The organism is Streptomyces sp. YGL11-2 (genome assembly GCF_050054615.1).
Taxonomy (GTDB): Bacteria; Actinomycetota; Actinomycetes; order Streptomycetales; family Streptomycetaceae; genus Streptomyces.
Map to the genome: position 1 here is coordinate 56,332 of NZ_JBNHIN010000025.1, position 22,319 is coordinate 78,650.

23 protein-coding genes are annotated in these 22,319 nt (G+C 70.8%); 5 read left to right on the forward strand and 18 right to left on the reverse strand.

The features are described 5' to 3' along the window. Window positions 1-71: 71 nt before the first annotated feature. On the reverse strand, window positions 72-662 hold the full coding sequence (locus tag ACO1BR_RS26080) for an NAD-binding protein (protein WP_426797539.1): 591 nt from the start codon (window positions 660-662) through the stop codon (window positions 72-74). 33 nt (window positions 663-695) lie between these two features. After that, the gene (locus ACO1BR_RS26085) at window positions 696-911 is read right to left on the reverse strand and encodes a hypothetical protein (RefSeq protein ID WP_426797540.1); all 216 of its coding nucleotides are present in this window, start codon (window positions 909-911) and stop codon (window positions 696-698) included. A 283-nt stretch (window positions 912-1,194) separates the two neighbouring features. Here ACO1BR_RS26085 and ACO1BR_RS26090 point away from each other — a divergent pair, with 283 nt between their 5' ends. Together ACO1BR_RS26090 and ACO1BR_RS26095 are read left to right on the forward strand one after the other, a co-directional pair. After that, window positions 1,195-1,863 carry a potassium channel family protein gene (locus tag ACO1BR_RS26090; RefSeq protein WP_159507634.1) on the forward strand — a complete coding sequence of 223 codons (669 nt, stop codon included), beginning with the start codon at window positions 1,195-1,197 and terminating at the stop codon, window positions 1,861-1,863. Then, entirely contained in the window at window positions 1,860-2,531 is a 672-nt protein-coding gene (locus ACO1BR_RS26095; RefSeq protein ID WP_043266576.1) for a potassium channel family protein, read from the forward strand. Before ACO1BR_RS26090 ends, ACO1BR_RS26095 begins: the two co-directional genes overlap by 4 nt. Before the next feature lie 79 nt (window positions 2,532-2,610). Here the strand turns inward: ACO1BR_RS26095 and ACO1BR_RS26100 are convergent, their stop codons facing one another. From ACO1BR_RS26100 to ACO1BR_RS26115, 4 genes are all read right to left on the reverse strand, one after another. Beyond that, window positions 2,611-3,459: a DUF3159 domain-containing protein gene (locus tag ACO1BR_RS26100; protein WP_426797541.1), complete on the reverse strand. Its 849-nt coding sequence runs from the start codon at window positions 3,457-3,459 to the stop codon at window positions 2,611-2,613. 3 nt (window positions 3,460-3,462) lie between these two features. Further along, window positions 3,463-3,861, reverse strand: a complete 399-nt coding sequence (locus tag ACO1BR_RS26105; RefSeq protein ID WP_426797542.1) for an OB-fold nucleic acid binding domain-containing protein — start codon at window positions 3,859-3,861, stop codon at window positions 3,463-3,465. 128 nt (window positions 3,862-3,989) lie between these two features. Continuing rightward, complete coding sequence (locus ACO1BR_RS26110; protein WP_159507637.1) at window positions 3,990-4,673, reverse strand: response regulator; 684 nt, start codon at window positions 4,671-4,673, stop codon at window positions 3,990-3,992. A 178-nt stretch (window positions 4,674-4,851) separates the two neighbouring features. Then, on the reverse strand, window positions 4,852-7,407 hold the full coding sequence (locus ACO1BR_RS26115) for a DUF4118 domain-containing protein (protein ID WP_426797543.1): 2,556 nt from the start codon (window positions 7,405-7,407) through the stop codon (window positions 4,852-4,854). Window positions 7,408-8,387: 980 nt separating this feature from the next. Between ACO1BR_RS26115 and ACO1BR_RS26120 the strand changes: the two genes are divergently transcribed. Continuing rightward, window positions 8,388-8,954 carry a GNAT family N-acetyltransferase gene (locus tag ACO1BR_RS26120; RefSeq protein ID WP_426797544.1) on the forward strand — a complete coding sequence of 189 codons (567 nt, stop codon included), beginning with the start codon at window positions 8,388-8,390 and terminating at the stop codon, window positions 8,952-8,954. A 122-nt stretch (window positions 8,955-9,076) separates the two neighbouring features. Here the strand turns inward: ACO1BR_RS26120 and ACO1BR_RS26125 are convergent, their stop codons facing one another. The 8 genes from ACO1BR_RS26125 to ACO1BR_RS26160 form a co-directional block, all read right to left on the reverse strand. Then, window positions 9,077-10,255 carry an alginate lyase family protein gene (locus ACO1BR_RS26125; RefSeq protein ID WP_426797545.1) on the reverse strand — a complete coding sequence of 393 codons (1,179 nt, stop codon included), beginning with the start codon at window positions 10,253-10,255 and terminating at the stop codon, window positions 9,077-9,079. Window positions 10,256-10,787: 532 nt separating this feature from the next. Continuing rightward, window positions 10,788-11,456 (reverse strand): potassium-transporting ATPase subunit KdpC, encoded by a 669-nt coding sequence (gene kdpC, locus ACO1BR_RS26130; protein ID WP_426797546.1) that lies wholly within the window; start codon window positions 11,454-11,456, stop codon window positions 10,788-10,790. A 5-nt stretch (window positions 11,457-11,461) separates the two neighbouring features. Further along, complete coding sequence (gene kdpB / locus ACO1BR_RS26135) at window positions 11,462-13,561, reverse strand: potassium-transporting ATPase subunit KdpB (protein ID WP_426797547.1); 2,100 nt, start codon at window positions 13,559-13,561, stop codon at window positions 11,462-11,464. A 32-nt stretch (window positions 13,562-13,593) separates the two neighbouring features. Next, window positions 13,594-15,270, reverse strand: coding sequence for a potassium-transporting ATPase subunit KdpA (kdpA, locus tag ACO1BR_RS26140; protein WP_426797548.1), 1,677 nt, complete (start codon window positions 15,268-15,270; stop codon window positions 13,594-13,596). A gap of 31 nt (window positions 15,271-15,301) precedes the next feature. Next, on the reverse strand, window positions 15,302-15,391 hold the full coding sequence (kdpF, locus tag ACO1BR_RS26145; protein ID WP_016575741.1) for a K(+)-transporting ATPase subunit F: 90 nt from the start codon (window positions 15,389-15,391) through the stop codon (window positions 15,302-15,304). Window positions 15,392-15,717: 326 nt separating this feature from the next. After that, a complete protein-coding gene (locus ACO1BR_RS26150; protein WP_426797549.1) occupies window positions 15,718-16,476 on the reverse strand; it encodes a DUF3710 domain-containing protein in 759 nt (252 codons plus the stop codon). A 1-nt stretch (window position 16,477) separates the two neighbouring features. Beyond that, a complete protein-coding gene (gene dut / locus ACO1BR_RS26155) occupies window positions 16,478-16,999 on the reverse strand; it encodes a dUTP diphosphatase (RefSeq protein WP_426797550.1) in 522 nt (173 codons plus the stop codon). After that, window positions 16,996-17,589 carry a PaaI family thioesterase gene (locus ACO1BR_RS26160; protein ID WP_426797551.1) on the reverse strand — a complete coding sequence of 198 codons (594 nt, stop codon included), beginning with the start codon at window positions 17,587-17,589 and terminating at the stop codon, window positions 16,996-16,998. The genes dut and ACO1BR_RS26160 overlap by 4 nt, the downstream gene beginning before the upstream one ends. Window positions 17,590-17,647: 58 nt before the next feature. On the opposite strand from ACO1BR_RS26160, the gene ACO1BR_RS26165 reads away from it, so the two are divergent. Further along, window positions 17,648-18,091 (forward strand): DUF3093 domain-containing protein, encoded by a 444-nt coding sequence (locus ACO1BR_RS26165; RefSeq protein ID WP_426797552.1) that lies wholly within the window; start codon window positions 17,648-17,650, stop codon window positions 18,089-18,091. Here the strand turns inward: ACO1BR_RS26165 and ACO1BR_RS26170 are convergent. The 4 genes from ACO1BR_RS26170 to ACO1BR_RS26185 form a co-directional block, all read right to left on the reverse strand. Then, window positions 18,031-18,900, reverse strand: a complete 870-nt coding sequence (locus ACO1BR_RS26170; protein WP_426797553.1) for a hypothetical protein — start codon at window positions 18,898-18,900, stop codon at window positions 18,031-18,033. The two genes, ACO1BR_RS26165 and ACO1BR_RS26170, sit on opposite strands and share 61 nt — an antisense overlap. Window positions 18,901-18,912: 12 nt before the next feature. Further along, on the reverse strand, window positions 18,913-19,215 hold the full coding sequence (locus ACO1BR_RS26175) for a DUF4193 domain-containing protein (RefSeq protein ID WP_016575747.1): 303 nt from the start codon (window positions 19,213-19,215) through the stop codon (window positions 18,913-18,915). 525 nt (window positions 19,216-19,740) lie between these two features. Beyond that, entirely contained in the window at window positions 19,741-21,003 is a 1,263-nt protein-coding gene (locus ACO1BR_RS26180; protein ID WP_159507648.1) for a sensor histidine kinase, read from the reverse strand. A gap of 6 nt (window positions 21,004-21,009) precedes the next feature. Then, complete coding sequence (locus ACO1BR_RS26185) at window positions 21,010-21,663, reverse strand: response regulator transcription factor (RefSeq protein ID WP_159507649.1); 654 nt, start codon at window positions 21,661-21,663, stop codon at window positions 21,010-21,012. Window positions 21,664-21,969: 306 nt separating this feature from the next. On the opposite strand from ACO1BR_RS26185, the gene ACO1BR_RS26190 reads away from it, so the two are divergent. Beyond that, a complete protein-coding gene (locus ACO1BR_RS26190) occupies window positions 21,970-22,143 on the forward strand; it encodes a hypothetical protein (RefSeq protein WP_201305048.1) in 174 nt (57 codons plus the stop codon). The last annotated feature ends 176 nt before the right edge of the window (window positions 22,144-22,319 follow it).

A 22,319-nucleotide genomic window follows, 5' to 3' on the forward strand; every position in this document is an offset into this window, starting at 1 on the left:
AGGCCACCGTCGTTGCGGGGAAGTCGCCCCGGCCGGCCCGCGGGTCACGGGTCACGGGTCACGGGGTTGCTCTACTCCCCCGCGGCGCCGGCCGTCCGCGGGTGCCGGGACAGCAGATCGCCCAACCCCTCCCGGGTCGCGGCCAACAGCACCCGGTCCTGGGGGCGCAGCACATATCCGTCGCCCAACTCTTGCGCCAGGAGCGCCGGCGCACGCTCCGCACCCGGCTGGGGCGCACCGGCCGCCGTGTCCGGCTCCGGGTTGTCGGGCGTGGAGGTGTCGACGGCCAGCACGGTCGTGGAGCCGTCGGCCCGGGGCGGTTCCTCGCCGCCCGCGCCGCGGCTGGCGGCGACCGCCGCCGCCTGGTCGAGCAACTCCTCCAGATGCTGGCCGAGTTTGCGGTGGTAGAGCCGGATGACCAGCCGCAGCCGGGGGTTGAGGCGGCGGGTGCGCAGGGCGGCGTGGATGTTGAGCTCGTCGTCGTCCTGGACCAGCGCCAGCGCGCCGGCCTCCGCAATGCCCGCCTCGGCCAGCACCGCGTCGTCGGCCTGGGCCGCCTCCAGGATCCGTATCGGCTCGGGCGGCGGCTCCGCGTCGGTGCGGGGCGCCGCGGGCGGCGGTACGGATGCGGCGGCCGCGGCGCCCGGCCCGGTGCGGGCCACCGCCGCCGAGACCCGGCCCAGCAGTGCGGTGGCTCAGCCCAGCAGTGCGGTGGCCCGGCCGAGGCCGCGGGCCGGCGGCGGAACACGGTGGCGGAGCGGCTCCCGGGCGGACGGGACGACGAGCGTCACCCGTTCGCGGTAGACGTCCCGGAGTTCGGCGGCGAGCCGGTGCGCGAGCGCGTCATCGCCGCAGACCACCATGTGCGGTGTGGGAGAGCCCAGTTGGGGCTGCTGTGGCAGGTGGGGCACACCTCGTCGCGCGCCCTACGGGCGCGGCGGCGCGCAGCCGGGCGCGCGATCCGGCGGCTGCGCGCGGCGCGCCCGCATCGAAACCGGTGGCCACCGCGCCCCCTACGGGACGCGGCATTGCGGCTACGGTTGTACCGGGCCACGGTGCCGCCGACGCTGCCGTGCGACGCACCGGGCCGCTGTGGCGAGCAGTGGCTTCGTGTCGCCGGTACTCGGAGAAGAAAGTAGTGAGCAGGGTGTTTGTGCAGGTCAGCGCGCTAGTCCAAGGCACGGGGTAATCAGCATGCACATCGTCATCATGGGGTGCGGGCGGGTCGGCTCGGCGCTCGCACAGACCCTGGAAAGCCAGGGGCACACGATCGCCGTGATCGACCAGGACCCGACCGCGTTCCGTCGCCTCGGCTCCGCCTTCGGCGGTCGCCGGGTGACCGGTGTCGGCTTCGACCAGGACACCCTGAGGGAGGCCGGCATCGAGGAGGCGGGTGCCTTCGCGGCCGTCTCCAGCGGTGACAACTCCAACATCATCGCGGCCCGGGTGGCCCGCGAGATGTTCGGCGTCGAGAACGTCGCGGCCCGGATCTACGACCCGCGCCGCGCCGAGGTCTACCAGCGCCTCGGCATCCCCACCGTCGCCACCGTCCGCTGGACCGCGGACCAGATGCTGCGCCGGCTGCTGCCCTCGGGCGCCGAGCCGCTGTGGCGCGACCCCAGCGGCGGCGTCCAGCTCGCCGAGGTGCACACCGCCACCTCCTGGGTCGGCCACAAGATCAGCAAGCTCCAGGACGAGACCGGTGTCCGCGTCGCCTTCCTCACCCGATTGGGTGAAGCGATGCTGCCGACCTCGCAGACGGTGCTGCAGGAAGGCGATCTGGTGCACGTGATGATGCGCAGCGACGAGGTCGAGAAGGTCGAGGCGGCATTCGCCCAGGGGCCTGAGGAGGCGCACGCATGAGGGTCGCCATTGCGGGTGCCGGCGCGGTCGGCCGCTCCATCGCCGGTGAACTGCTGGAGAACGGCCACGAGATCCTGCTCATCGACAAGGCGCCGACGGCCATCTCCGTCGAGCGGGTGCCGCTGGCGGAGTGGCTGCTCGCCGACGCCTGCGAGATCACCTCGCTCGACGAGGCAGCGCTGCAGCGCTGCAACGTCGTCATCGCGGCGACCGGCGACGACAAGGTGAACCTCGTCGTCTCGCTGCTCGCCAAGACCGAGTACGGCGTGCCGCGGGTGGTCGCCCGGGTCAACAACCCGAAGAACGAGTGGCTGTTCAACGAAGCCTGGGGCGTCGACGTCGCGGTCTCCACTCCGCGGCTGATGTCGGCCCTGGTCGAGGAGGCGGTCAGCGTCGGCGATCTCGTACGGCTGCTGCGCTTCAGCCACGGCGACGCCAACCTCGTCGAGCTGACGCTGCCCCCGGAGGCGGCACTGGCCGGCACCCGGGTCGGCGATGTGGACTGGCCCGAGGACACCTCCCTGGTGACGATCATCCGCGGTACGCGGGTGCTCACGCCCAACAAGGAGGACGCGCTGGAGGCGGGCGACGAGCTGCTGTTCGTGGCGGCCCAGTCGCGCGAGGAGCAGCTGGAGGACCTGCTGTCGGTGCGGCGCGACGACAGCTGACCGACAGACGAACGCCGGGGCCCGGGAACCACGTTGGTTCCCGGGCCCCGGCGTTGTGCGACGCGGTGCGGCCGACCCGTCAGCGGCGGTGGCGCGGCCCGCCGCCCCGCCGGTCCGCGGCGGCCGCGTCGGGAGCCGTGGCCAGCAGGCCGCGCTGCCGGTCCCGTTCGGCCTCCTCCGCCTTCTCCTGCGCCTCCATCTCGGCGAAGACGTCGATCGGCGCCGGCGCCTTCACCAGGAACACCCAGGTCAGATACAACGCGAGCAGGAACGGCGGGATCTTCAGGGCCACCAGCACCCAGCCGAGCTGCGTGGTGTCCGCCCACCAGTAGAGCGGGAAGAGGATCAGGCACTTGGCGAGCAGGATCAGCCCCCACGCCCAGCTGGCCTTCGCATACGCCGTCTTGCGGCCCGGGTTGCGGGTGCGCCAGGAGAGGTTCTCCTTGAACACCGGGCCCAGGATCAGCCCGATCAGCGGGACGCCCGCGAGCGTGGTGACGATGTAGGCGAGGGCCAGGCCGAGGGTGTAGAGCATGCCCGGCAGGTAGAAGTCCTTGGCGTTGCCGGTCATCATCGCGAAGACCACGCCGAAGGCCACCCCGAAGACGCCGCTGAAGGCGTGCTTGACGGTGTCCCGGCGGATCAGGCGGACCGCGCACAGCACCAGCGACACGGCCAGCGCGGCGATCGCCGAGATGTGCAGGTCCTTGTTGACCGTGAAGATCGCGACGAACAGCAGGCCGGGGAGAACGGTTTCCACCATGCCCCGCACACCGCCGAACGCCTCGAACAGCGCCGCCTCGGTCACCTCCCGGCCGGCGTCCGGGCCCGCGCCGGCCCCCGGCGGGGCGGAGAGGCCGGCCGGGGCGGGCGCCTGGTGGCCGGGGGAAGCGTCAGGGTCAGTGGGCGGTCGGTCGTACGACGTCACCGGCTACTCCTGTCCGAGCGGTCGCAGTTCGTACTTGGGGTTGAAGAGGACCCGGCGTCCGTGGCTCAGGGAGACGCGGCCCGAGGCGATGAGCTTACGGCCCGGCTCTATCCCGACGATGGAACGGCGGCCGAGCCACACCACGTCGAGGGCGGCGGAGCCGTCGAACAGCTCCGCCTCCAGCGCGGGCACACCGGCACGGGGCCGCAGCGTCACATGCCGCAGGGTGCCGGTGACCTTCACTATCTGGCGGTCGTCGCAGTCGGAAATACGGGTACACCCCGTCGCCTGTGTGTCCTCCTGCAGCTCGGCGGACTGGAGCTCTTCCTCGGAGGACGACAGCCTGTCGAGCATCCGGCGGAAGCGGCCGGCCGGCTTCTCTGGTCGGATCCCAGCACTCATAACCCCAGCGTACCGGGGGCCGCCCGACCGCCCCGCACCGCGCGATCCGGCACCCTCGGCCCGGCACGCCCCCCGAACCGGCGCCCCGCCCCGGGTTCCGCGCTGCCGCCCCCCGGCGGCGCGGCCCCTCACTGCTCGAACCGGTACCCCATCCCGGGCTCCGTGATGAAGTGCCGGGGGTGCGACGGATCGCCCTCCAGCTTGCGGCGGAGCTGGGCCATGTAGACCCGCAGATAGTTGGTCTCCGTGCCGTACGACGGCCCCCACACCTCCTGGAGCAGCTGCTTCTGGCTGACCAGGCGACCCTGGTTGCGCACCAGGACCTCCAGCAGATGCCACTCGGTGGGGGTCAGCCGGATGTCCCGGCCGCCGCGGTTGACCTTCTTGGCCGCGAGATCGACGGTGAAGCCCTCGGTCTCCACGATCACCTCGTCGTCGGCCGGCCCGGTCGGCTCGGCCCGGCGCACCGCCGCCCGCAGCCGCGCCAGCAGCTCGTCCATGCCGAACGGCTTGGTCACGTAGTCGTCCGCGCCCGCGTCCAGCGCCTCGACCTTCTCGTCGGACGTCTGCCGGGCGGAGAGCACCAGGATCGGCACCCGCGTCCAGCCGCGCAGCCCCTTGATGACCTCGACGCCGTCCATATCGGGCAGACCGAGGTCGAGGACGATGACATCGGGGTGTCGGGCGGCGGCGAGTTTGAGGGCGGTGGCCCCGTCGGGGGCTGCGTCGACCTCGTACTTGCGCGCCTTCAGGTTGATCACGAGGGCGCGGACGATCTGCGGCTCGTCATCGACCACAAGCACCCGGTTCACTGGCGTTCTCCTCGTGGTGTCGGTCGCCGGCGGGCGGGGCCCGCCGGGCATGTGGTGAGTGTGGCCGGTACGGTCCGGCCGGTGGTGAGGCCCGGACGCGTGTCGCGGAGCGGATGCACACCGTCGTGCGGACGCGACGGTATGCCGCGCCCGGGGCTTCTGCCATGGCCCGCTGGGCTCATGTCGTCGCCTGCGCCGGGAGATCGGGCCGGACCGGCGGGCCGCCCGGAGCGGCCCGGAGGGTGAGGACCATGGTCATCCCGCCCCCGGGAGTGTCCTCCGCGGCCAGCGTGCCGCCGATCGCCTCCGCGAAACCGCGCGCCACGGCCAGGCCCAGGCCCACTCCGGCGCCGCGCGGGGCGTCACCGTACCGCTGGAACGGCTCGAAGATGCGGTCCTTGGCACTGTCCGGGACGCCCGGCCCCCGGTCCGCTATCCGCAGCTCCACCCGGTCGCCGAGCGCACTGGCCGAAACCAGCACCACCTCGCCGTCCGGGCTGTACTTGACAGCGTTCTCGACGAGGTTGGCGACCGAGCGCTCCAGCAGGCCCGGGTCGACCGCGACCATCGGCAGCTCCTCGGGGATGTCGAGGCTGACGCTGCCCTCCGGTACGCCGCCGAGGGCCATCGGGACCACCTCGTCGAGGTCGATCTCGCGGATCAGCGGGGTGACCGTGCCGGTCTGGAGGCGGGACATGTCCAGGAGGTTGCCCACCAGATGGTCCAGCCGGTCGGCGCCCGCCTCGATGCCGGCCAGGAGCTCCGCCTCGTCCTCGTCGGACCAGGCGACGTCGTCGGAGCGCAGCGAGGTGACCGACGCCTTGATGCCGGCCAGCGGCGTGCGCAGATCGTGGCTGACCGCGGCCAGCAGCGCCGTCCGGATCCGGTTGCCCTCGGCAAGCTCCCGGGCTCGCTCGGCCTCGCCGACCAGCCGCTGCCGGTCCAGTACGACGGCGGCCTGCGCGGCGAACGCGGCCAGCACCCGGCGGTCCTCGGCGGGCAGCACCCGGCCGGTCAGCGCCATCGCCATGTGGTCGCCCACCGGCATGTCGACATCCGCGTCCTCGGGCCGCAGCAGCGGCGGCGTGGTGTCGTTGCCGCCCGCGCGACCCGCACACGTCCACGGGTCGACATCGCTGCTGCGCTCCAGCAGCGAGACCGTGTCCATCCCGAACGTCTCCCGGACGCGCTCCAGCAGGGCGTTCAGCGTGGTCTCACCGCGCAGCACACTGCCCGCCAGGAACGACAGGATCTCCGACTCGGCACGCAACCGCGCGGCCTGATGGGTGCGCCGGGCGGCGAGATCGACCACCGACGCCACGGACACCGCCACGGCGAAGAAGATCGCGATGGCGACGATGTTCTTCGGGTCGTTGATCGTCAGGGTGTGGACGGGCGGGGTGAAGTAGAAGTTCAGCAGCAGCGAGCCCACGGCCGCCGACGCCAGCGCCGGCAGCTGCCCGCCCAGCAGCGCGGCGACGACGGTCAGGAAGAGGAACAGCAGGACGTCGTTGGCCAGCCCCGGACCGTTGGAGATCTCGGTGAGCAGCAGCGACAGCAGCACCGGGCCGCCCACGCCGACCAGCCATCCGGCGATGATCCGCGCCCGCCCCAGCCGGGCACCGCGCGGTACCGGCAGCCCGCGGCCCTTGGCGACCTCTTCGTGGGTGACGATGTGCACATCGAGATCGGGCCCGGAATCGCGGGCGACGGTCGCCCCGACACCCGGTCCGAAGATGTACTGCCACGCCTTGCGGCGGCTCGACCCCAGCACGATCTGGGTCGCGTTCACCCCGCGCGCGAACTCCAGCAGGGCGCTCGGTATGTCGTCGCCGATGACATGGTGAAACGTCCCGCCAAGATCCTCCACCAGCTTGCGCTGGACGGCGAGCTCCTTGGGCGAGGCCGACGTCAGCCCGTCACTGCGGGCGATGTAGACGGCGAGCACCTCGCTGCCCGAGCCCTTGGCGGCCATCCGCGCGGCGCGACGGATAAGCGTACGCCCCTCCGGACCGCCCGTCAGCCCCACCGCGATCCGCTCGCGCGCCTGCCAGGTCGAGCGGATCGAGTGCTCCGCCCGGTACTCCTGCAGGTATTCGTCGACCCGGTCCGCGACCCACAGCAGCGCCAGCTCGCGCAGCGCCGTGAGGTTGCCCGGCCGGAAGTAGTTGGACAGCGCGGCGTCGACCTTGTCCGACTTGTAGATGTTGCCGTGCGCCATCCGCCGCCGGATGGCCTGAGGCGACATGTCGACCAACTCGATCTGGTCGGCCCGCCGGACGATCTCGTCCGGCACCGTCTCCCGCTGGCGGACACCCGTTATCGACTCGACGACATCCCCGAGCGACTCCAGATGCTGGATGTTCACCGTCGAGATCACCGTGATCCCGGCTTCCAGCAGCTCCTCGACGTCCTGCCAGCGCTTGCTGTTGCGCGACCCGGGGACGTTGGTGTGCGCCAGCTCGTCGACCAGTGCCACGGCTGGCTTGCGTTCCAGGACCGCGTCCACGTCCATTTCGGTGAACGCCGTGCCCCGGTACTCCAGCTCCCGGCGCTGGATCTGCTCCAGCCCGTGGAGCATGACCTCGGTGCGGGGCCGGCCGTGGTGCTCGACGAACGCCACGACGACGTCCGTTCCGCGCTCCATACGCCGGTGCGCCTCGGACAGCATCGAGTACGTCTTGCCGACGCCCGGTGCCGCGCCGAGATATATCCGTAGCTTGCCGCGTGCCATGGCCCCATTGTCTTACGTGCAGCCCGCCCCCACCGGGCTGGGCCTACTCCGACCCTACCGACCGGACAACGGGACAAAAGGTGCAGGTAGCGGCTTCACGCCCGGTCTTGACGCGACTCTGATACGGGGGTGGTGGAGGAGCGGGCGGGGGCTCCGAGCTGGTGAGGCGCCGGGGGCGGGAGGGCTTGGGGCTCGCGTCGCACTGCGCGGTGCGGGTCCTGTCTACATGGGGCATTGCGGGTCCTTCTGGGGTGAGCCTTGTCGGGCCGTCCGCTCCGGCTCGTACCGGGCCCTTCGACGCACCGTGCGCCAAGGTCCCCATTACGGCTAGCCGGACAACGGGACGACGGGGCTACGAGCCACCCCGAACTTCCCGCCACGCCGGTGTCGGGTGCCTGCTCGCCCACGGTCCACGCCGGAGCCAGCTGCGCTGCGATCTGGCCGCTCTGGCCGACCTGCCGCCATGTGGCCCTCGCCTTCGTCGCACCGGCTGCCCCCTCGGGCCCGGACGCCGCTTCCCGCATCCGCCGGTGCAGCCGGACGGGCCGACACGCGGCATCTTCAGAGCGGCATGTCCCAGAGCGGCACATCGCAGAGCGGGCAGGGGCGCCACGGTTCGCAGGGGCGCCACGGTCCTCCTGACAGGACATGGTCCCCCTGACAGGAGAGGAGGGTGGGCCTTGTATGCACGTCACCGACCGACCCGGGAAGGCGGCGGCGACAAGGGGCGGGCGCCGCGCGAAGAGGTACGCGGCGCCCGCGACGGCACCCGGTGGGGCGACCGGACCGGGCAAGCGCACACCACGCACCGCCGTGAGGCGGCCGGCCCCGGTGGCACGGAACGCCCGGTCATTCCCCCATCACAGCCCCAACTCCGCCCGACCACCAGATCAACTCGCCTTCTCTGACGCATTGCTGACAGTCGAACAGCGCCGAAAAGCCGTCGCCCCGCCAACCGGCCGACTGCGACGATGCCGTCCATGACGCCCACGCCCGCCCCGACATCCAGATCCCACACGGCTGACGTACGCCTCGCCCACACCTCCGACGTGGACACCGCCACCCTCAAGGCGGCCCGCGCCCTCCTCTACGACGTCTTCGACGACATGACGTCCGAGGACTGGGAGCACTCACTCGGCGGACTGCACGCCCTGGTCCACGAAGGCAGCGAACTGATCGGGCACGCCTCCGTCGTGCAGCGCCGACTGCTGCACAACGGACGCGCGCTCCGTTGCGGCTATGTGGAGGGGGTCGGCGTGCGCGCGGACCGACGCGGCAGGGGCCATGGCGCGGCCATGATGGGCGCCCTGGAACGAGTGATCCGCAACGCCTACGACCTCGGCGCCCTCGGCGCTTCCGACGAGGCCACCGCCTTCTACGCCGCACGCGGCTGGCAGCTGTGGCGGGGCCGCTCCTGGGCCTTCACCCCGGACGGCATCCGACGCACGCCGGACGAGGACGGGTGGCTCTACGTTCTGCCGGCGTCCGCTCCTCTCGACCTCGACGCCGACCTCACCTGCGACTGGCGCGAGGGCGACGTCTGGTAACTCGCGGGACGGCGGCCGGGCGCCGGGAAGGCGACGGCGCTTCGGGGCCCCTGGTAGGGAGGTTCCCCCGCCCCCGGGCCGCCTGCCGCATGCCCCCACCCCGAACGCCCGCCCCGGTCCCCTCAGTTGTTGTTGTCCGCGTTCGTCAATGTCTCCCAGGCGACAAAGAGATTGTCGGAGCCGGCCGGCCGCTGCTTCTCCGTCAGTTTCCGTGTGGCGGGCATCGCGTAACCCATGCGGTTGTGCAGCGCGTTGTAACCCACTTCGGTGACTGGACCCAGGCCGCGCTTGACGCTGCCGCCGCACAGCCAGGACGGCGGAGTGGTACCCAGCTCGTATGCGGCCTGGAAGTCGAGGGCCTGGCGCAGCCGGTCGGCGACCTCCGGGTAGCGGTCCTGGCCCTGGAGGCGACTGGTCTCGGCGATGTGCGAGATGGCCGACAGGCCGTATCCGGTGTGGGTGAAATCGCGGCAGGTTTCCTGGGTGAGGCCGTTGACGAAGGTGGACTGGCCCTGCCAGTACTTGATGATCTTGGCGCGGGTGTCGAGGCCGCTGCCCGGTGTCGTCTTGGGCAGGGCGCCGTCGGACTTCAGGTAGATGTACGCGGGGACCCGGGCGCGGTAGGTGGCCATGGCCTTGTCGTAGGAGCTCTTGTCCTCGGTGAAGACGGATATCCCGACGGCCGCCTCCATCATCGTCAGTTCCCAGTTGCCGTTGTTGTGGGAGCCGTTGATGACCTTGGGGAGGTACACGGTGCGCAGCATGGCGGCGAAGCGGTCGATGCGGTCCTTGGGCCAGCCCTTGTAGGTGGAGCGGATGATCTCGGCGGCGCGTGGCCAGGTGGAGGCGGCCCAGCCGGACTGCAGTGGTGCGTTGCTGTTGGTGTGGTCCTTGAGGGTGCCCGACCAGGCGTCCATGACCTGGATCGCCTTGTCGGCATACCTGGCGTCGCGGGTGACGTACCAGGCCAGGGAGAGGGTGTAGGCGGCGAGGGCGTCCTCGCGTTCGTCGGTGCAGCCGTGGTTGGGGTGGGAGTAGGGGCCGCATTCGACGGTGGCGCGGGGTTTGGGTGTACGGGAGAGCGAGGCGTAGGGGCTCGCCATCATGGCGTCGTAGGCGCTCTTCCAGGGCTGGGCGCCCGAGTTGACCTTGGTGCGGATGAAGTCGAGCTGGCGGGTGCCGAGGAGGACACCGGGGTGGGTGAAGGTGGCGGGTGCCGCGGACGTCGGGGCGCCCAGGAGCAGGCCCGCCGTCAGGGTGCCGAGGAGGGTTCCGACGGCGAGGGTGAGCTTTCCGCGCATGGGGGGTGTGCCTTCCGGTCGAGAGGCTCGATGGACGGGAGCGGACGGGAGCTGTTCTCGTATGTGAACAGCAGGCGTTGACATGAACACCTGCGATGGCTCGCGAACGTAGGGGCAAGCCCCCATGCCGTCAAGACCCGGCGCCGGGACGGGACATCACCACGGGACGGGGCAACCGCCCTGTCCCGTGGGCCGGTTCGTTTCACCGGCTGGCAAGCGGCGGAACGCGGCACCCGTACGCCGCGCACAACGGCGCCTCTCCCGGTCTCCCCCGCCCCGCCTCCCCCTGCCACGCCAACACCCCACCGCACAAAAGCGGGTGGCCCCGAGGATCATCGTCCTCGGGGCCACCCGTCATCCGGTCCGCAGACCGCCGATCCGTATTCCCGCATGTCCACGGATCAGCCGGCCCGCGGCCCGTCAGGACCGCGCACCCGCATCCCCCTGCCGAAGCCGCGGCCCAGTCCGACCGATCGTCGCGGGCGGCTGCTCAGTGCATCCGCCCGCGACGATCACCTCTTGAAGGCGCCGCTCAGCCCTGCTTCTGCACCAGGTCGCGCAGTGCCACGTTCAGCTCCAGCACGTTCACCCGGGGGTCGCCCATGAATCCCAGCTGGCGGCCCTGGGTGTGGTCCTTGACCAGCTGCTCCACCTTGTCCGCGGGGAGGTTGTTCTCCTTGGCGACGCGGTTGACCTGGAGTTGCGCGTACTCCGGCGAGATGTCCGGGTCCAGACCGGAGCCGGAGGACGTCACCGCGTCCGCCGGAACCTGCGACTCCGGTACGCCGTACGTGGTGGCGACCCACTGCTTGGCGTCCTTCACCGACTTGAGCAGGTCGGTGTTGGAGGCACTCAGGTTGGAGCCGCCGGAGACCTGGAGGTCGTACTGGGGGTTGACCGGGGGCTTCGCCGTCCGGTTGCTGCCCAGTCCGGCCGACGGGCGGGGCTGGAACCAGTGCAGGTCCGGGATCGGGTTCCCGGCCTTGTCCTTCCCCTTGTCGTAGCGCTGGCCGAGCAGGGAGGAGCCGACGACCTTGCCGTGCGAGGTCAGTTCGGATCCGTTGGCCTTGCCGCGGAAGGCCGCCTGCGCCACTCCGGTGACCACCAGGGGGTAGATCACCCCGCAGACCACGGTCAGCACGAGCAGGGCGCGCAGCCCCGCTGTCAGCAACCGGGCTGTGTTGCGTACGGAGTTGTTCACGGCGGTCACCCGATTCCGGGGATGAGAGAGATGAGCAGGTCGATGATCTTGATGCCGATGAACGGCGCGATGAGGCCGCCGAGTCCGTAAACCGCGAGGTTCCGCCGGAGCATCTTGTCGGCGCTGACCGGCCGGTACTGCACGCCCTTGAGGGCCAGCGGCACCAGCGCGATGATGATCAGCGCGTTGAAGATGATCGCGGACAGGATCGCGGACTGGGAGCTGTGCAGCCGCATGATGTTGAGGGTGTCCAGGCCCGGGTAGGCCACCGCGAACATCGCCGGGATGATCGCGAAGTACTTCGCGACGTCGTTGGCGATCGAGAAGGTCGTCAACGCACCCCGGGTGATGAGGAGCTGCTTGCCGATCTCGACGATCTCGATGAGCTTCGTCGGGTTGGAGTCCAGGTCCACCATGTTCCCGGCCTCCTTGGCGGCCGAGGTACCGGTGTTCATGGCGACGCCGACGTCCGCCTGGGCCAGCGCGGGCGCGTCGTTCGTGCCGTCACCGGTCATGGCGACGAGCTTGCCGCCGGCCTGCTCGCGCTTGATGAGCGCCATCTTGTCCTCGGGCGTGGCCTCGGCGAGGAAGTCGTCGACGCCGGCCTCTTCGGCGATGGCCTTGGCCGTCAGCGGGTTGTCACCCGTGATCATGACGGTCTTGATGCCCATCTTGCGCAGCTCGTCGAAGCGTTCGCGCATGCCCTCCTTGACGACGTCCTTGAGGTGGATGACGCCGAGGACGCGGGGACCGCGCTCGTCCTCCAGGGCGACCAGCAGCGGGGTGCCACCGGCCTGGGAGATCTCCTCGGTCAGCCGCTGGGCGTCGTCGGCGACGTCACCGCCGCGATCGAGGACCCAGGCGATGACCGAACCGGTGGCGCCCTTGCGGACCTTGTTGCCGTCGACGTCCACACCCGACATGCGGGTCTGGGCGGTGAACGGCACCCATTCGGCGCCGGCCAGGTCTTCCTGGTGGCGTTCGGGCAGCTCGTACTTGTCCATGGCGAGGACGACGATGGAACGGCCCTCAGGGGTCTCGTCGGCCAGGGAGGACAGCTGGGCGGCCTCGGCGAGTTCGGCTTCGGTGACGCCCTGTACGGGGACGAACTCGGCGGCCTGGCGGTTGCCGTAGGTGATGGTGCCGGTCTTGTCGAGCAGCAATGTCGATACATCGCCCGCCGCTTCGACGGCACGTCCCGACATGGCCAGGACGTTGCGCTGGACGAGGCGGTCCATGCCGGCGATGCCGATGGCCGACAGGAGCGCGCCGATGGTCGTCGGGATCAGACAGACCAGGAGGGCGAGCAGCACGATCATGCTCTGTTCGGCGCCCGAGTAGATCGCGAACGGCTGGAGGGTGACGACCGCCAGCAGGAAGACGATGGTGAGCGACGCGAGAAGGATGTTCAGCGCGATCTCGTTGGGCGTCTTCTGCCGTGCGGCACCCTCGACGAGGTTGATCATCCGGTCGATGAAGGTCTCGCCGGGCTTCGTCGTGATCTTGATGACGATGCGGTCGGAGAGCACCTTCGTACCGCCGGTCACCGCGGAGCGGTCACCGCCGGACTCGCGGATGACCGGGGCGGATTCGCCGGTGATGGCGGACTCGTCGACGGAGGCGACGCCTTCGACCACGTCGCCGTCACCGGGGATGATGTCGCCGGCCTCGCAGACGACCAGGTCGCCGATGCGCAGTTCGGTACCGGGGACCTGTTCCTCGTCCGTGCCGTTGAGCCGGCGCGCCACGGTGTCGGTCTTGGCCTTGCGCAGGGTGTCGGCCTGCGCCTTGCCGCGGCCCTCGGCGACCGCTTCGGCGAGGTTGGCGAAGATGACGGTCAGCCACAGCCAGGCGGCGATCGCCCAGCCGAACCATGCCGTCGGGGTCTTGAAGGCGAAGATCGTGGTGAGGACGGACCCGACCTCGACGACGAACATCACGGGGGACTTGATCATCACCCGCGGGTCGAGCTTGCGTATCGCGTCGGGCAGGGACTTGACGAGTTGCTTGGGGTCGAAGAGACCGCCGCCCACGCGGCCGTCGCCGGGCTGCTGCCCGCTGGGGACGTCCTGTTGCGGGGCGCGAGTCGGAGTGGCGGTGGACATGGGGCCGGACTCCTCCGGTTTCACGGGGGCGGTCATGACAGGCCCTCCGCCAGCGGCCCGAGGGCCAGCGCCGGGAAGTAGGTCAGACCGGTGATGATCAGGATCGTGCCGACGAGCAGCCCGGCGAAGAGCGGCTTCTCGGTACGGAGGGTGCCCGCGGTCTCCGGAATCGGCTTCTGCTCGGCGAGCGAGCCGGCGAGTGCGAGCACGAACACCATCGGGAGGAAGCGGCCGAGCAGCATCGCCAGACCGATCGTGGTGTTGAACCAGGTGGTGTTGGCGTTCAGCCCGGCAAACGCGGAGCCGTTGTTGTTGGCGCCGGAGGTGAAGGCGTAGAGCACTTCGGAGAATCCGTGCGGACCGGCGCCCGTCGCCTTGGTGTTGAGCATCGAGCCCAGTGCGTCGGGCAGCACCATCGAGACGGCGGCGAAGCAGAGCGCCAGAGTGGGCGTGATGAGGATGTAGCAGGCGGCGAGCTTGATCTCGCGGGTGCTGATCTTCTTACCCAGGTACTCGGGCGTGCGGCCCACCATGAGGCCGGCGATGAACACCGCGATGATGGCCATGACGAGGATGCCGTAGAGGCCGGAGCCCACTCCACCGGGTGCGATCTCGCCGAGCATCATGCTGAGCAGTTGGACGCCGCCACCGAATGCGGTGAACGAGGAGTGCGCGGAGTCGACGGCGCCGGTTGACGTGAGGGTGGTGGCCACCGAGAAGATCGCGGAGCTGCCGACGCCGAAGCGGGTCTCCTTGCCTTCCATGGCGCCGCCCGCGGCCTGCAGGGCCGCGCCGCCGTGCGCGAACTCGCTCCACATCATGAGCGCGGTGAAGCTGAGCCAGATGACGACCATCGTGGCAAGGATCGCGTAGCCCTGCTTCACGTTCCCGACGAGCTTGCCGAAGGTCCGGGTCAGCGCGAACGGGATGACCAGGATCAGGAAGATCTCGAAGAGGTTGGTGAAGGCGTTGGGGTTCTCGAAGGGGTGGGCGGAGTTGGCGTTGAAGTAGCCGCCTCCGTTGGTGCCCAGTTCCTTGATGACCTCCTGGGACGCCACCGCGCCGCCGTTGGTCTGCTGGGAGCCGCCCAGGAACTGGCCGACACCGTGGATGCCGGAGAAGTTCTGGATGGCGCCGCAGGCGACGAGGACGACCGCGCCGATGATGGAGATCGGGATGAGGATGCGGATGGTGGTGCGCACCAGGTCCGCCCAGAAGTTCCCGATGTCGCCGGTGCGGGACCGGACGAAGCCGCGGACGAGGGCGATGGCGACGGCCATGCCGGTGGCGGCGGAGACGAAGTTCTGCACCGCGAGGCCGGCGGTCTGCACGACGTGGCCCATGGCCTGTTCGCCGCTGTAGGACTGCCAGTTGGTGTTGGAGACGAATGATGCCGCGGTGTTGAACGCCTGGTCCGGGCTGATGGACGCGAAGCCGAGGGACAGCGGGAGGCTGCCCTGGAGTCGCTGCAGCAGGTAAAGGAAGAGCACCCCTGCCACGGAGAAGGCCAGGACGCCGCGGAGGTAGGCGGGCCAGCGCATCTCGGTGTCGGCGTTGGCGCCGATACAGCGGTAGATGAACTTCTCTATCCGCAGGTGCTTGGGCGAGGAGTAGACGGCGGCCATGTAGTCGCCGAGGGGGCGGTACGCCAGGGCGAGCGCCGCGACGAGCGCTATGAGCTGGAGCACGCCTGCGAGAACGGGACTCATGGAGGCCGTTGCGGTGGCAGCAGTCGACACCTCAGAACCTCTCCGGGAAGACGAGGGCGAGGACGAGGTAACCGAGGAGGGCGACGGCAACGATCAGGCCGACGATGTTCTCGATGGTCACAGCTTCGTCACCCCCTTGGCGACGAGGGCCACTACCGCGAAGACCGCGATGGTGACGATGACGAAGGCCACGTCGGCCATCGTGTGCTCCTAGAGGGATGCGGCGGATAGGACCCCCAAAGCAAAGCGGTATTCGGCCACCGCGTGAACGTTGTTGACGCCTCCCTTACGGCCATTAGCGCCCCGTTGACGGACTTCTTACGCATCCCGCCCTGACCTGCGAAAACAGCAAGGGCCCGTACCCCCTCAATGGGGATACGGGCCCTTGCGACCGTCAGGTTCCGGCCGACCTGGGCGCCTCTTCACGCCAGTGGGCTGGACAGATCGTCAGCGGATCTCGGTGATCTCCGGTCCGCGCTCCAGGCGCTCCACGCCACCGCCGAAGCGCGACCCCTCGGCCACGTCCTGCTGCACGCCGTCCGGCACCATCTGGGCGTCGTCGGGCAGCTTGAGGACGATCGGGTCGCGGGGCGCCATCGGGGCCTCGCCTCGGATGACGACGGTGTCCCGGAAGATGTGCTCCAGCACGCCCGCGGCCTGCGGCTGTACCGCGCCCTGGCCGGAGATCACTCCGCGCAGGAACCAGCGGGGGCCGTCGATGCCCACGAAGCGCACGACCTGCACCCCGTTCGTCCCGTCCGGCAGCTGCACCGGCACCTGGGCGCGCAGCTCCCAGCCCAGCGGGCCCTCGACCTCGTCGATGACCCCGCCCTGCTGGGTGATGCCGGCGGCGATCTCCTCGCGCACCTCGCCCCAGATGCCCTCGTTCCTCGGAGCGGCGAACGCCTGCAGCTGCACGGCGCTGTCCTGGAGGACGACCGTCGCGGCGACGATCGCGTCACCGGCGACCTCGACCCGCAGTTCCATGCCCTCGACGCCCGGCACGAACAGCCCGCCGAGGTCCACCCGGCCCTCGCCGGGCTCCTTGACCTCCGACGCGTCCCAGGGACCGTCGGGCCGCGGAGCGGGCGGAAGATTGAGCCGCTGCGCCGTCGCGTCGTCCGCGTCGGCCACCGCCTCGTCGGCGAGCGCCGCGTCCCCGGCCGGCTCTACAGGAGCCTCGTTCTTCTTGCGACGTCCGAACACGTCACTGTCCTTCCCGGTCGTCACCGACCGATGCGTATTCATTCCCGCCCGTGGAGCCGCCCACCGCCGCATGACCGCCGGTGGATCCGAATCCCCCCTCGGCCCGCGCCGAGCCGGGAAGTTCCGCCACCTCGTGGAAGCGCACCTTCTCGACCTGCTGGACGACCAATTGGGCGATCCGGTCGAATCTCTCGAACCGCACGCTCTCGCGGGGGTCCAGATTGACCACGATCACCTTGATCTCTCCACGGTACCCGGCATCCACCGTCCCGGGGGCATTCACCAGCGCCAGTCCGCAGCGGGCCGCCAGACCCGACCGCGGGTGCACGAACGCCGCGTAGCCGTCGGGCAGCGCGATCGACACCCCGGTGGGAAGCACGGTGCGCTCCCCCGGCGCCAGTTCGGCGGCCTCGGTGGTCACCAGGTCCACACCGGCGTCGCCGGGATGCCCGTACGCCGGAACCGGCACCTCCGGGTCCAGTCGCCGCAGCAGCACATCCACCGGATTCCGTAGCTGACTCACGGGTTCACCTCGAAGGCACGCGCTCGCTTGACCTGGTCCGGGTCGGCCATCGCCGCCTGGATCTCCTCGGCCCTTCCGTTGTCGATGAAGTGGTCGACCTTCACCTCGATGAAGACGGCCTCGGCGCGCACCGCCACCGGGCCGTCCGGGCCGCCTATCCGGCCCACCGCCGTCGAGTAGATCTTCCGCCGGTGCACCGCGGTGACCCGCGCCTCCAGGTGCAGCACCGTGCCCAGCGGCACCGGCGCCACGAAGTCGGTCTCCAGCCGGCCGGTCACCGCGATCACCCGCAGCAGCCAGTTCAACGACCCGAGCGTCTCGTCCAGCGCCGTGGCCAGGACCCCGCCGTGTGCCAGGCCCGGCGCACCCTGGTGGGCCTCCTTGACGGTGAACTCCGCGCGTACGCTCACGCCCTCGCCGGCCCGCGCCTCCAGGTGCAGCCCGTGCGGCTGGCCCGTACCGCAGCCGAAGCAGCGGTCGTAGTGCGCGCCGAGCAGCTCTCCGGGCGCCGGCGCGTCGGGGTGCCGGACCGGAGCGGCGGCGTCCTGGGGTGGCGTCAGCCGCGTCCTGGTTTGGTCAGTTCCACTCACGAGTGCAGACCCTACCCGCGCGCGTAAGGGGCCCGTACCGCCGTGCCAAGCTGGAGCCATGCAGTCGTACGAAGAACGTCTCACCGCGCCCCGGTCCTGGTGGGTGATCGCCGCGCTGATCGGCGTCGCCTGCGCCCTGATGCTCCTCCCGCTGGGGACGCTCCCGATGCTCGGCGGGCTGATCGGCGGCGGCGCGCTGTCCGCGGTGGCGGTGAGCTCGTACGGCTCGGTGCGGATCCGGGTGGTGGGCGGCGCACTGATCGCCGGCGACGCGAAGATACCGCTGTCGGCGCTGGGCGAGGCCCAGGCGCTGGACGCCGACGAGGCACTGGCCTGGCGGACGTACAAGGCGGACGCACGCGCCTACATGCTGCTGCGCGGCTATGTGCGCACGGCGGTGCGGGTGGAGATCACCGACCCCGAGGACCCGACGCCCTACGCCTATCTGTCGACGCGGGAGCCGGAGCGCCTGGTCTCGGCGCTGGCGTCGGCGCGCGACTGACCGCGCCGGTCGTCGGGGAGGGCGTCCCAAGGGACCTGCCGGCGGCGCAGGTCCACACGGATCCCGGCGGCGAGCCGTGCGGTGTCGCGGCGGTTCAGGAACGCGCCGACGGCGGCGCCGACCAGGAGCGGCGTGAGGTGGGGGAGGTTGCGCAGCGTGCGCTTCATGATCTGCCGGCGCAGCTCGCGCCTCGCCTGCCCGCCGAGCGCGGCGTCCAGCGAAGCGGGTTTGACGACGTCGATGCCGCGTTCCCGCGTCCAGGACGTCAGATAGGCCGTGGTGCGCTGCGCCAGGTTTCCCGGGGGGCGCAGGCCGTAGACCTCGTGCAGCTCGGCGATCAGCTTGATCTCGACCGAGGCGACGCCGGCGACCTCGGTGGCCAGTTCGGCGGGCATGGCCGGCGGTACGGGCAGCATGGCTGCCGCGCCCACCCCCGCACCGACCGTCGCGGTGCCCGCGCAGGCGCCCGCCACCAGCTTGTCGGCCAGTTCCTCGGGGGTCAGTCCGGGGAACTGCGCGCGCAGCGCGGCGAGGTCGCGGACCGGGATCCGCGGCGCGGTGGCGATGATCCGGTCGGCGGTCGCGGCGAGCACCACCCGTACGCTGCCGCCGCCTTTCCGGGCACCGCGGCCGACCGTGGCCGCGAGCGAGGCCGTGCGGCCCCGCTCTCGCGGTGCGTCGGCCGTCCGCTCCTCGGGGAGGGCGGTCGGGTCGGCGGGCACGGGCGCGGTTTCCTCGCGTGATCGTGCGCCGGCCGCCGGACCTCTGCCGCCCTCGCGTCCCTTACGGAACGGGTTCACGCCTGGCACGGCGCGGACCGGTCAGGCCGCGCAGTCGCGGCAGATCGGGTTGCCGTTCTTGTCCTCCGCAGCCAGCTGGCTGCGGTGGTGGACCAGGAAGCAGCTCATGCACGTGAACTCGTCCTGCTGCTTGGGCAGCACGCGAACCGCGAGTTCCTCGTTGGACAGGTCGGCGCCGGGCAGCTCCAGGCCCTCGGCCTGCTCGAACTCGTCGACGTCGACGGCCGAGGCGGACTTGTCGTTCCGCCGCGACTTCAGCTCCTCGATGCTGTCCTCGTTGAGGTCGTCATCGGTCTTGCGTGGGGTGTCGTAATCCGTAGCCATTTTCGCTCTCCCCCTCTGGGTGTCTGCGGTGTCTCAGCGCTCGTAACGCGTGAGAGGCCGGACTTGTGCCCGACCTGAGGCGGAGATTTTGCCTCACATCAAGGTCTGTTACTCAATCGACACCCAACCGCACCCCTGAAGAGGTGATCGGTTTGGATGGCGATCAGGACCGTACACGGTCCGAATGTCGCACCTCGCGGAGCCCATCACGTGTACTTCCCGTGATCTGGCCTCCGGGAAACCCGGATTTTCCCGGCTTTCCGCCGGGCATTTCGATCACGGAGCGTAGATGGCCGGAATGACGCCTCTGTGAGGGATCACACACGGTCAGGGCGGCGGGCGGACCAGCCGAATTCCGCGCAAAGCGAACTCGGCGAAGGATCCCCGCACACCCGCCCTTTCGTCAAACCGGGAGGCAGGGCGGTGTACGGCCGTCGGGAGGGCTACCGTACGCGCCGGTAGCCCTGGGGTCGCCGGCGGGTCGCGCGGCCTTCCAGCGGCCGTACAGCGGCCCTGCGGCCCTCGTCAGAGCGGCAGTACCACCCGCATGTCGAGCCCACCGCCCTCCCGTGGCTCCGCGGTGATCGTGCCGTCGTGGGCGCGCACCACCGACCGCACGATGGACAGGCCCAGGCCGACGCCCTTGTCGCTGCCGGTCCGCTCCGTGCGCAGCCGCCGGAACGGCTCGAAGAGGTTCTCCACCTCGTAGGCGGGGACCACCGGGCCGGTGTTGGAGACCACCAGGACCGCGCAGCCGGGCTGCGGCTCGGTGGTGACCTCGACCCAGCCGTTCTCGGGGACGTTGTAGCGCACCGCGTTCTGGACGAGGTTGAGCGCGATCCGCTCCAGGAGGACGCCGTTGCCCTGGACGAAGACCTGCTGCCGGACGCCGCGCAGCTCCACCCCCTTGGCCTGCGCTTCCTCGCGGGTCTGGTCGACGGCCTGCGAGGCGACCTCGGACAGGTCGACCGGCTTCTTGTCGACGATCTTGTTCTCGCTGCGGGCGAGCAGCAGCAGGCCCTCCACCAGCTGCTCGCTGCGCTCGTTCGTCGCCAGCAGCGTCTTGCCCAGCTGGGTCAGCTCGGGTGACGCGTCCGGGTCGGCGAGCTGGACCTCCAGCAAGGTGCGGTTGATGGCCAGGGGGGTGCGCAACTCGTGCGAGGCGTTGGCGACGAAGCGCCGCTGCGACTCGAAGGCGCGGTCCAGGCGGTCCAGCATCTCGTCGAAGGTGTCCGCGAGCTCCTTGAGCTCGTCGTCGGGCCCGCCCAGCTCGATCCGGCGGTGCAGATCGGAGCCGGCCACCCGCTGGGCGGTGCGCGTGATGCGGCCCAGCGGGGACAACACCCGGCCGGCCATCGCGTAGCCGAAGGCGAAGGCCACGATGGTCAGGCCGAGCAGCGCCAGCAGCGAGCGGTTCAGGAGGCTGTTGAGGGCCAGCGCGCGCTGGCGCGCCAGGCAGTTGGTGACGGCCTCCTGGAGCAGCTGCCCGGACGTCTCGGTGGGCAGCGCACAGGTGTCACTGGTGGACTGGAACTTGCCGCCGAGGATCTTCAGCGGGAGCGCGCTGCCGTCGTGCAGCGCTGCCGCGGCGAGCATGTAGATGATCGTGAGCAGCACGATGCCGGCCATCAGGAACATGCCGCCGTACAGCAGCGTGAGCCGTATCCGGATGGTGGGGCGCAGCCACGGGAAGGGCCGGACGTTGACCGGCTTGGGGTCCCAGGCCGGTTTGGGCGGCGCGGGCGGCGGTGGGGCCGCCGGCTTGGAGAACGAGGGCAGGGAGGGCATGGCCGGTCAGATCCGGTATCCCGAGCCGGGGACGGTGACGATCACCGCGGGCTCGCCGAGCTTGCGGCGGAGCGTCATGACCGTGACCCGGACGACGTTGGTGAACGGGTCGGTGTTCTCGTCCCATGCCTTCTCCAGGAGCTGCTCGGCCGAGACGACCGTGCCCTCACTGCGCATCAGGACCTCCAGGACCGCGAACTCCTTCGGGGCGAGCTGGACCTCCTTGCCGTCGCGGAAGACCTCGCGGCGGTTGGGGTCGAGCTTGATGCCGGCGCGCTCCAGGACGGGCGGCAGCGCCACGGTCGTACGGCGCCCCAGGGCGCGGACCCGGGCGGTCAGCTCGGTGAAGGCGAACGGCTTGGGAAGGTAGTCGTCCGCGCCGATCTCCAGGCCCTCCACGCGGTCGCTGACGTCACCGGAGGCGGTGAGCATCAGGACGCGGGTGGGCACGCCCAGCTCGACGATCTTGCGGCAGACGTCGTCACCGTGGACGAGCGGGAGGTCGCGGTCGAGCACGACGACGTCGTAGTCGTTGACCGCGATCCGTTCCACCGCGGCAGCTCCGTCGTAGACCACGTCGACGGCCATGGCCTCCCGGCGCAGTCCGGTGGCCACCGCATCGGCGAGCAGCTGCTCGTCCTCGACGACGAGAACACGCACGTCGCTAGTCCTTCCTCACGGCCCTCATGAGCAGGGCACAACAATGTTCAGAGCCCTTCCATCCTGCCCCGAAGAGCCATAAACCGGCTGTAAGAGGGGATCGGAGGGGGTGCGGACGGGCGGACGGGCGGATTCCCGGACGCGTTGAGGTTTCCCTGAGGGTGCCCGTGGGGAGGACGTCTGCACACCCGCGATCACGCCCTGTACCGGCGTTTTGCCACGATCCCCACCCGCAGGGACCACGCCGTGATCGACCCGCCCGTCGGCACACCCCCGTGCCACCGACCCACGACGAGGGGGCGCACCATGGACGCGTTCACCGCAGGCATTCTGCAGCGCATAGAGAAGACCGAAGCCGATCTGGACCAGGCCCGCGCTGCGGGCGACGACTTCCTCGCCGAGGTGGAGCAGGCGGAGCTCGAAGACCTGCAGCGCCTGGCGACCGAGCACGGGGTGCGCTACGGCGCCGTCAGCGCCTGAGTCCCCGGCCCGGCACGACCACGGCAGCGGGGGGGGGGGGGGGGGGGGGGGGGGGGGGGGGGGGGGGGGGGGGGGGGGGGGGGGGGGGGGGGGGGGGGGGGGGGGGGGGGGGGGGGGGGGGGGGGGGGGGGGGGGGGGGGGGGGGGGGGGGGGGGGGGGGGGGGGGGGGGGGGGGG

What these genes read in the sequence shown, in the direction of transcription:
- ACO1BR_RS26125 (WP_426797545.1), bottom strand. Translation starts at nt 10,255, where the DNA reads ATGCGCGGAAAGCTCACCCTCGCCGTCGGAACCCTCCTCGGCACCCTG.
- kdpA (WP_426797548.1), bottom strand. Translation starts at nt 15,270, where the DNA reads ATGAGTCCCGTTCTCGCAGGCGTGCTCCAGCTCATAGCGCTCGTCGCG.
- ACO1BR_RS26190 (WP_201305048.1), top strand. Translation starts at nt 21,970, where the DNA reads ATGGACGCGTTCACCGCAGGCATTCTGCAGCGCATAGAGAAGACCGAA.
- ACO1BR_RS26090 (WP_159507634.1), top strand. Translation starts at nt 1,195, where the DNA reads ATGCACATCGTCATCATGGGGTGCGGGCGGGTCGGCTCGGCGCTCGCA.
- ACO1BR_RS26120 (WP_426797544.1), top strand. Translation starts at nt 8,388, where the DNA reads ATGACGCCCACGCCCGCCCCGACATCCAGATCCCACACGGCTGACGTA.
- ACO1BR_RS26095 (WP_043266576.1), top strand. Translation starts at nt 1,860, where the DNA reads ATGAGGGTCGCCATTGCGGGTGCCGGCGCGGTCGGCCGCTCCATCGCC.
- ACO1BR_RS26165 (WP_426797552.1), top strand. Translation starts at nt 17,648, where the DNA reads ATGCAGTCGTACGAAGAACGTCTCACCGCGCCCCGGTCCTGGTGGGTG.
- ACO1BR_RS26180 (WP_159507648.1), bottom strand. Translation starts at nt 21,003, where the DNA reads ATGCCCTCCCTGCCCTCGTTCTCCAAGCCGGCGGCCCCACCGCCGCCC.
- ACO1BR_RS26175 (WP_016575747.1), bottom strand. Translation starts at nt 19,215, where the DNA reads ATGGCTACGGATTACGACACCCCACGCAAGACCGATGACGACCTCAAC.
- ACO1BR_RS26105 (WP_426797542.1), bottom strand. Translation starts at nt 3,861, where the DNA reads ATGAGTGCTGGGATCCGACCAGAGAAGCCGGCCGGCCGCTTCCGCCGG.
- ACO1BR_RS26115 (WP_426797543.1), bottom strand. Translation starts at nt 7,407, where the DNA reads ATGGCACGCGGCAAGCTACGGATATATCTCGGCGCGGCACCGGGCGTC.
- kdpB (WP_426797547.1), bottom strand. Translation starts at nt 13,561, where the DNA reads ATGTCCACCGCCACTCCGACTCGCGCCCCGCAACAGGACGTCCCCAGC.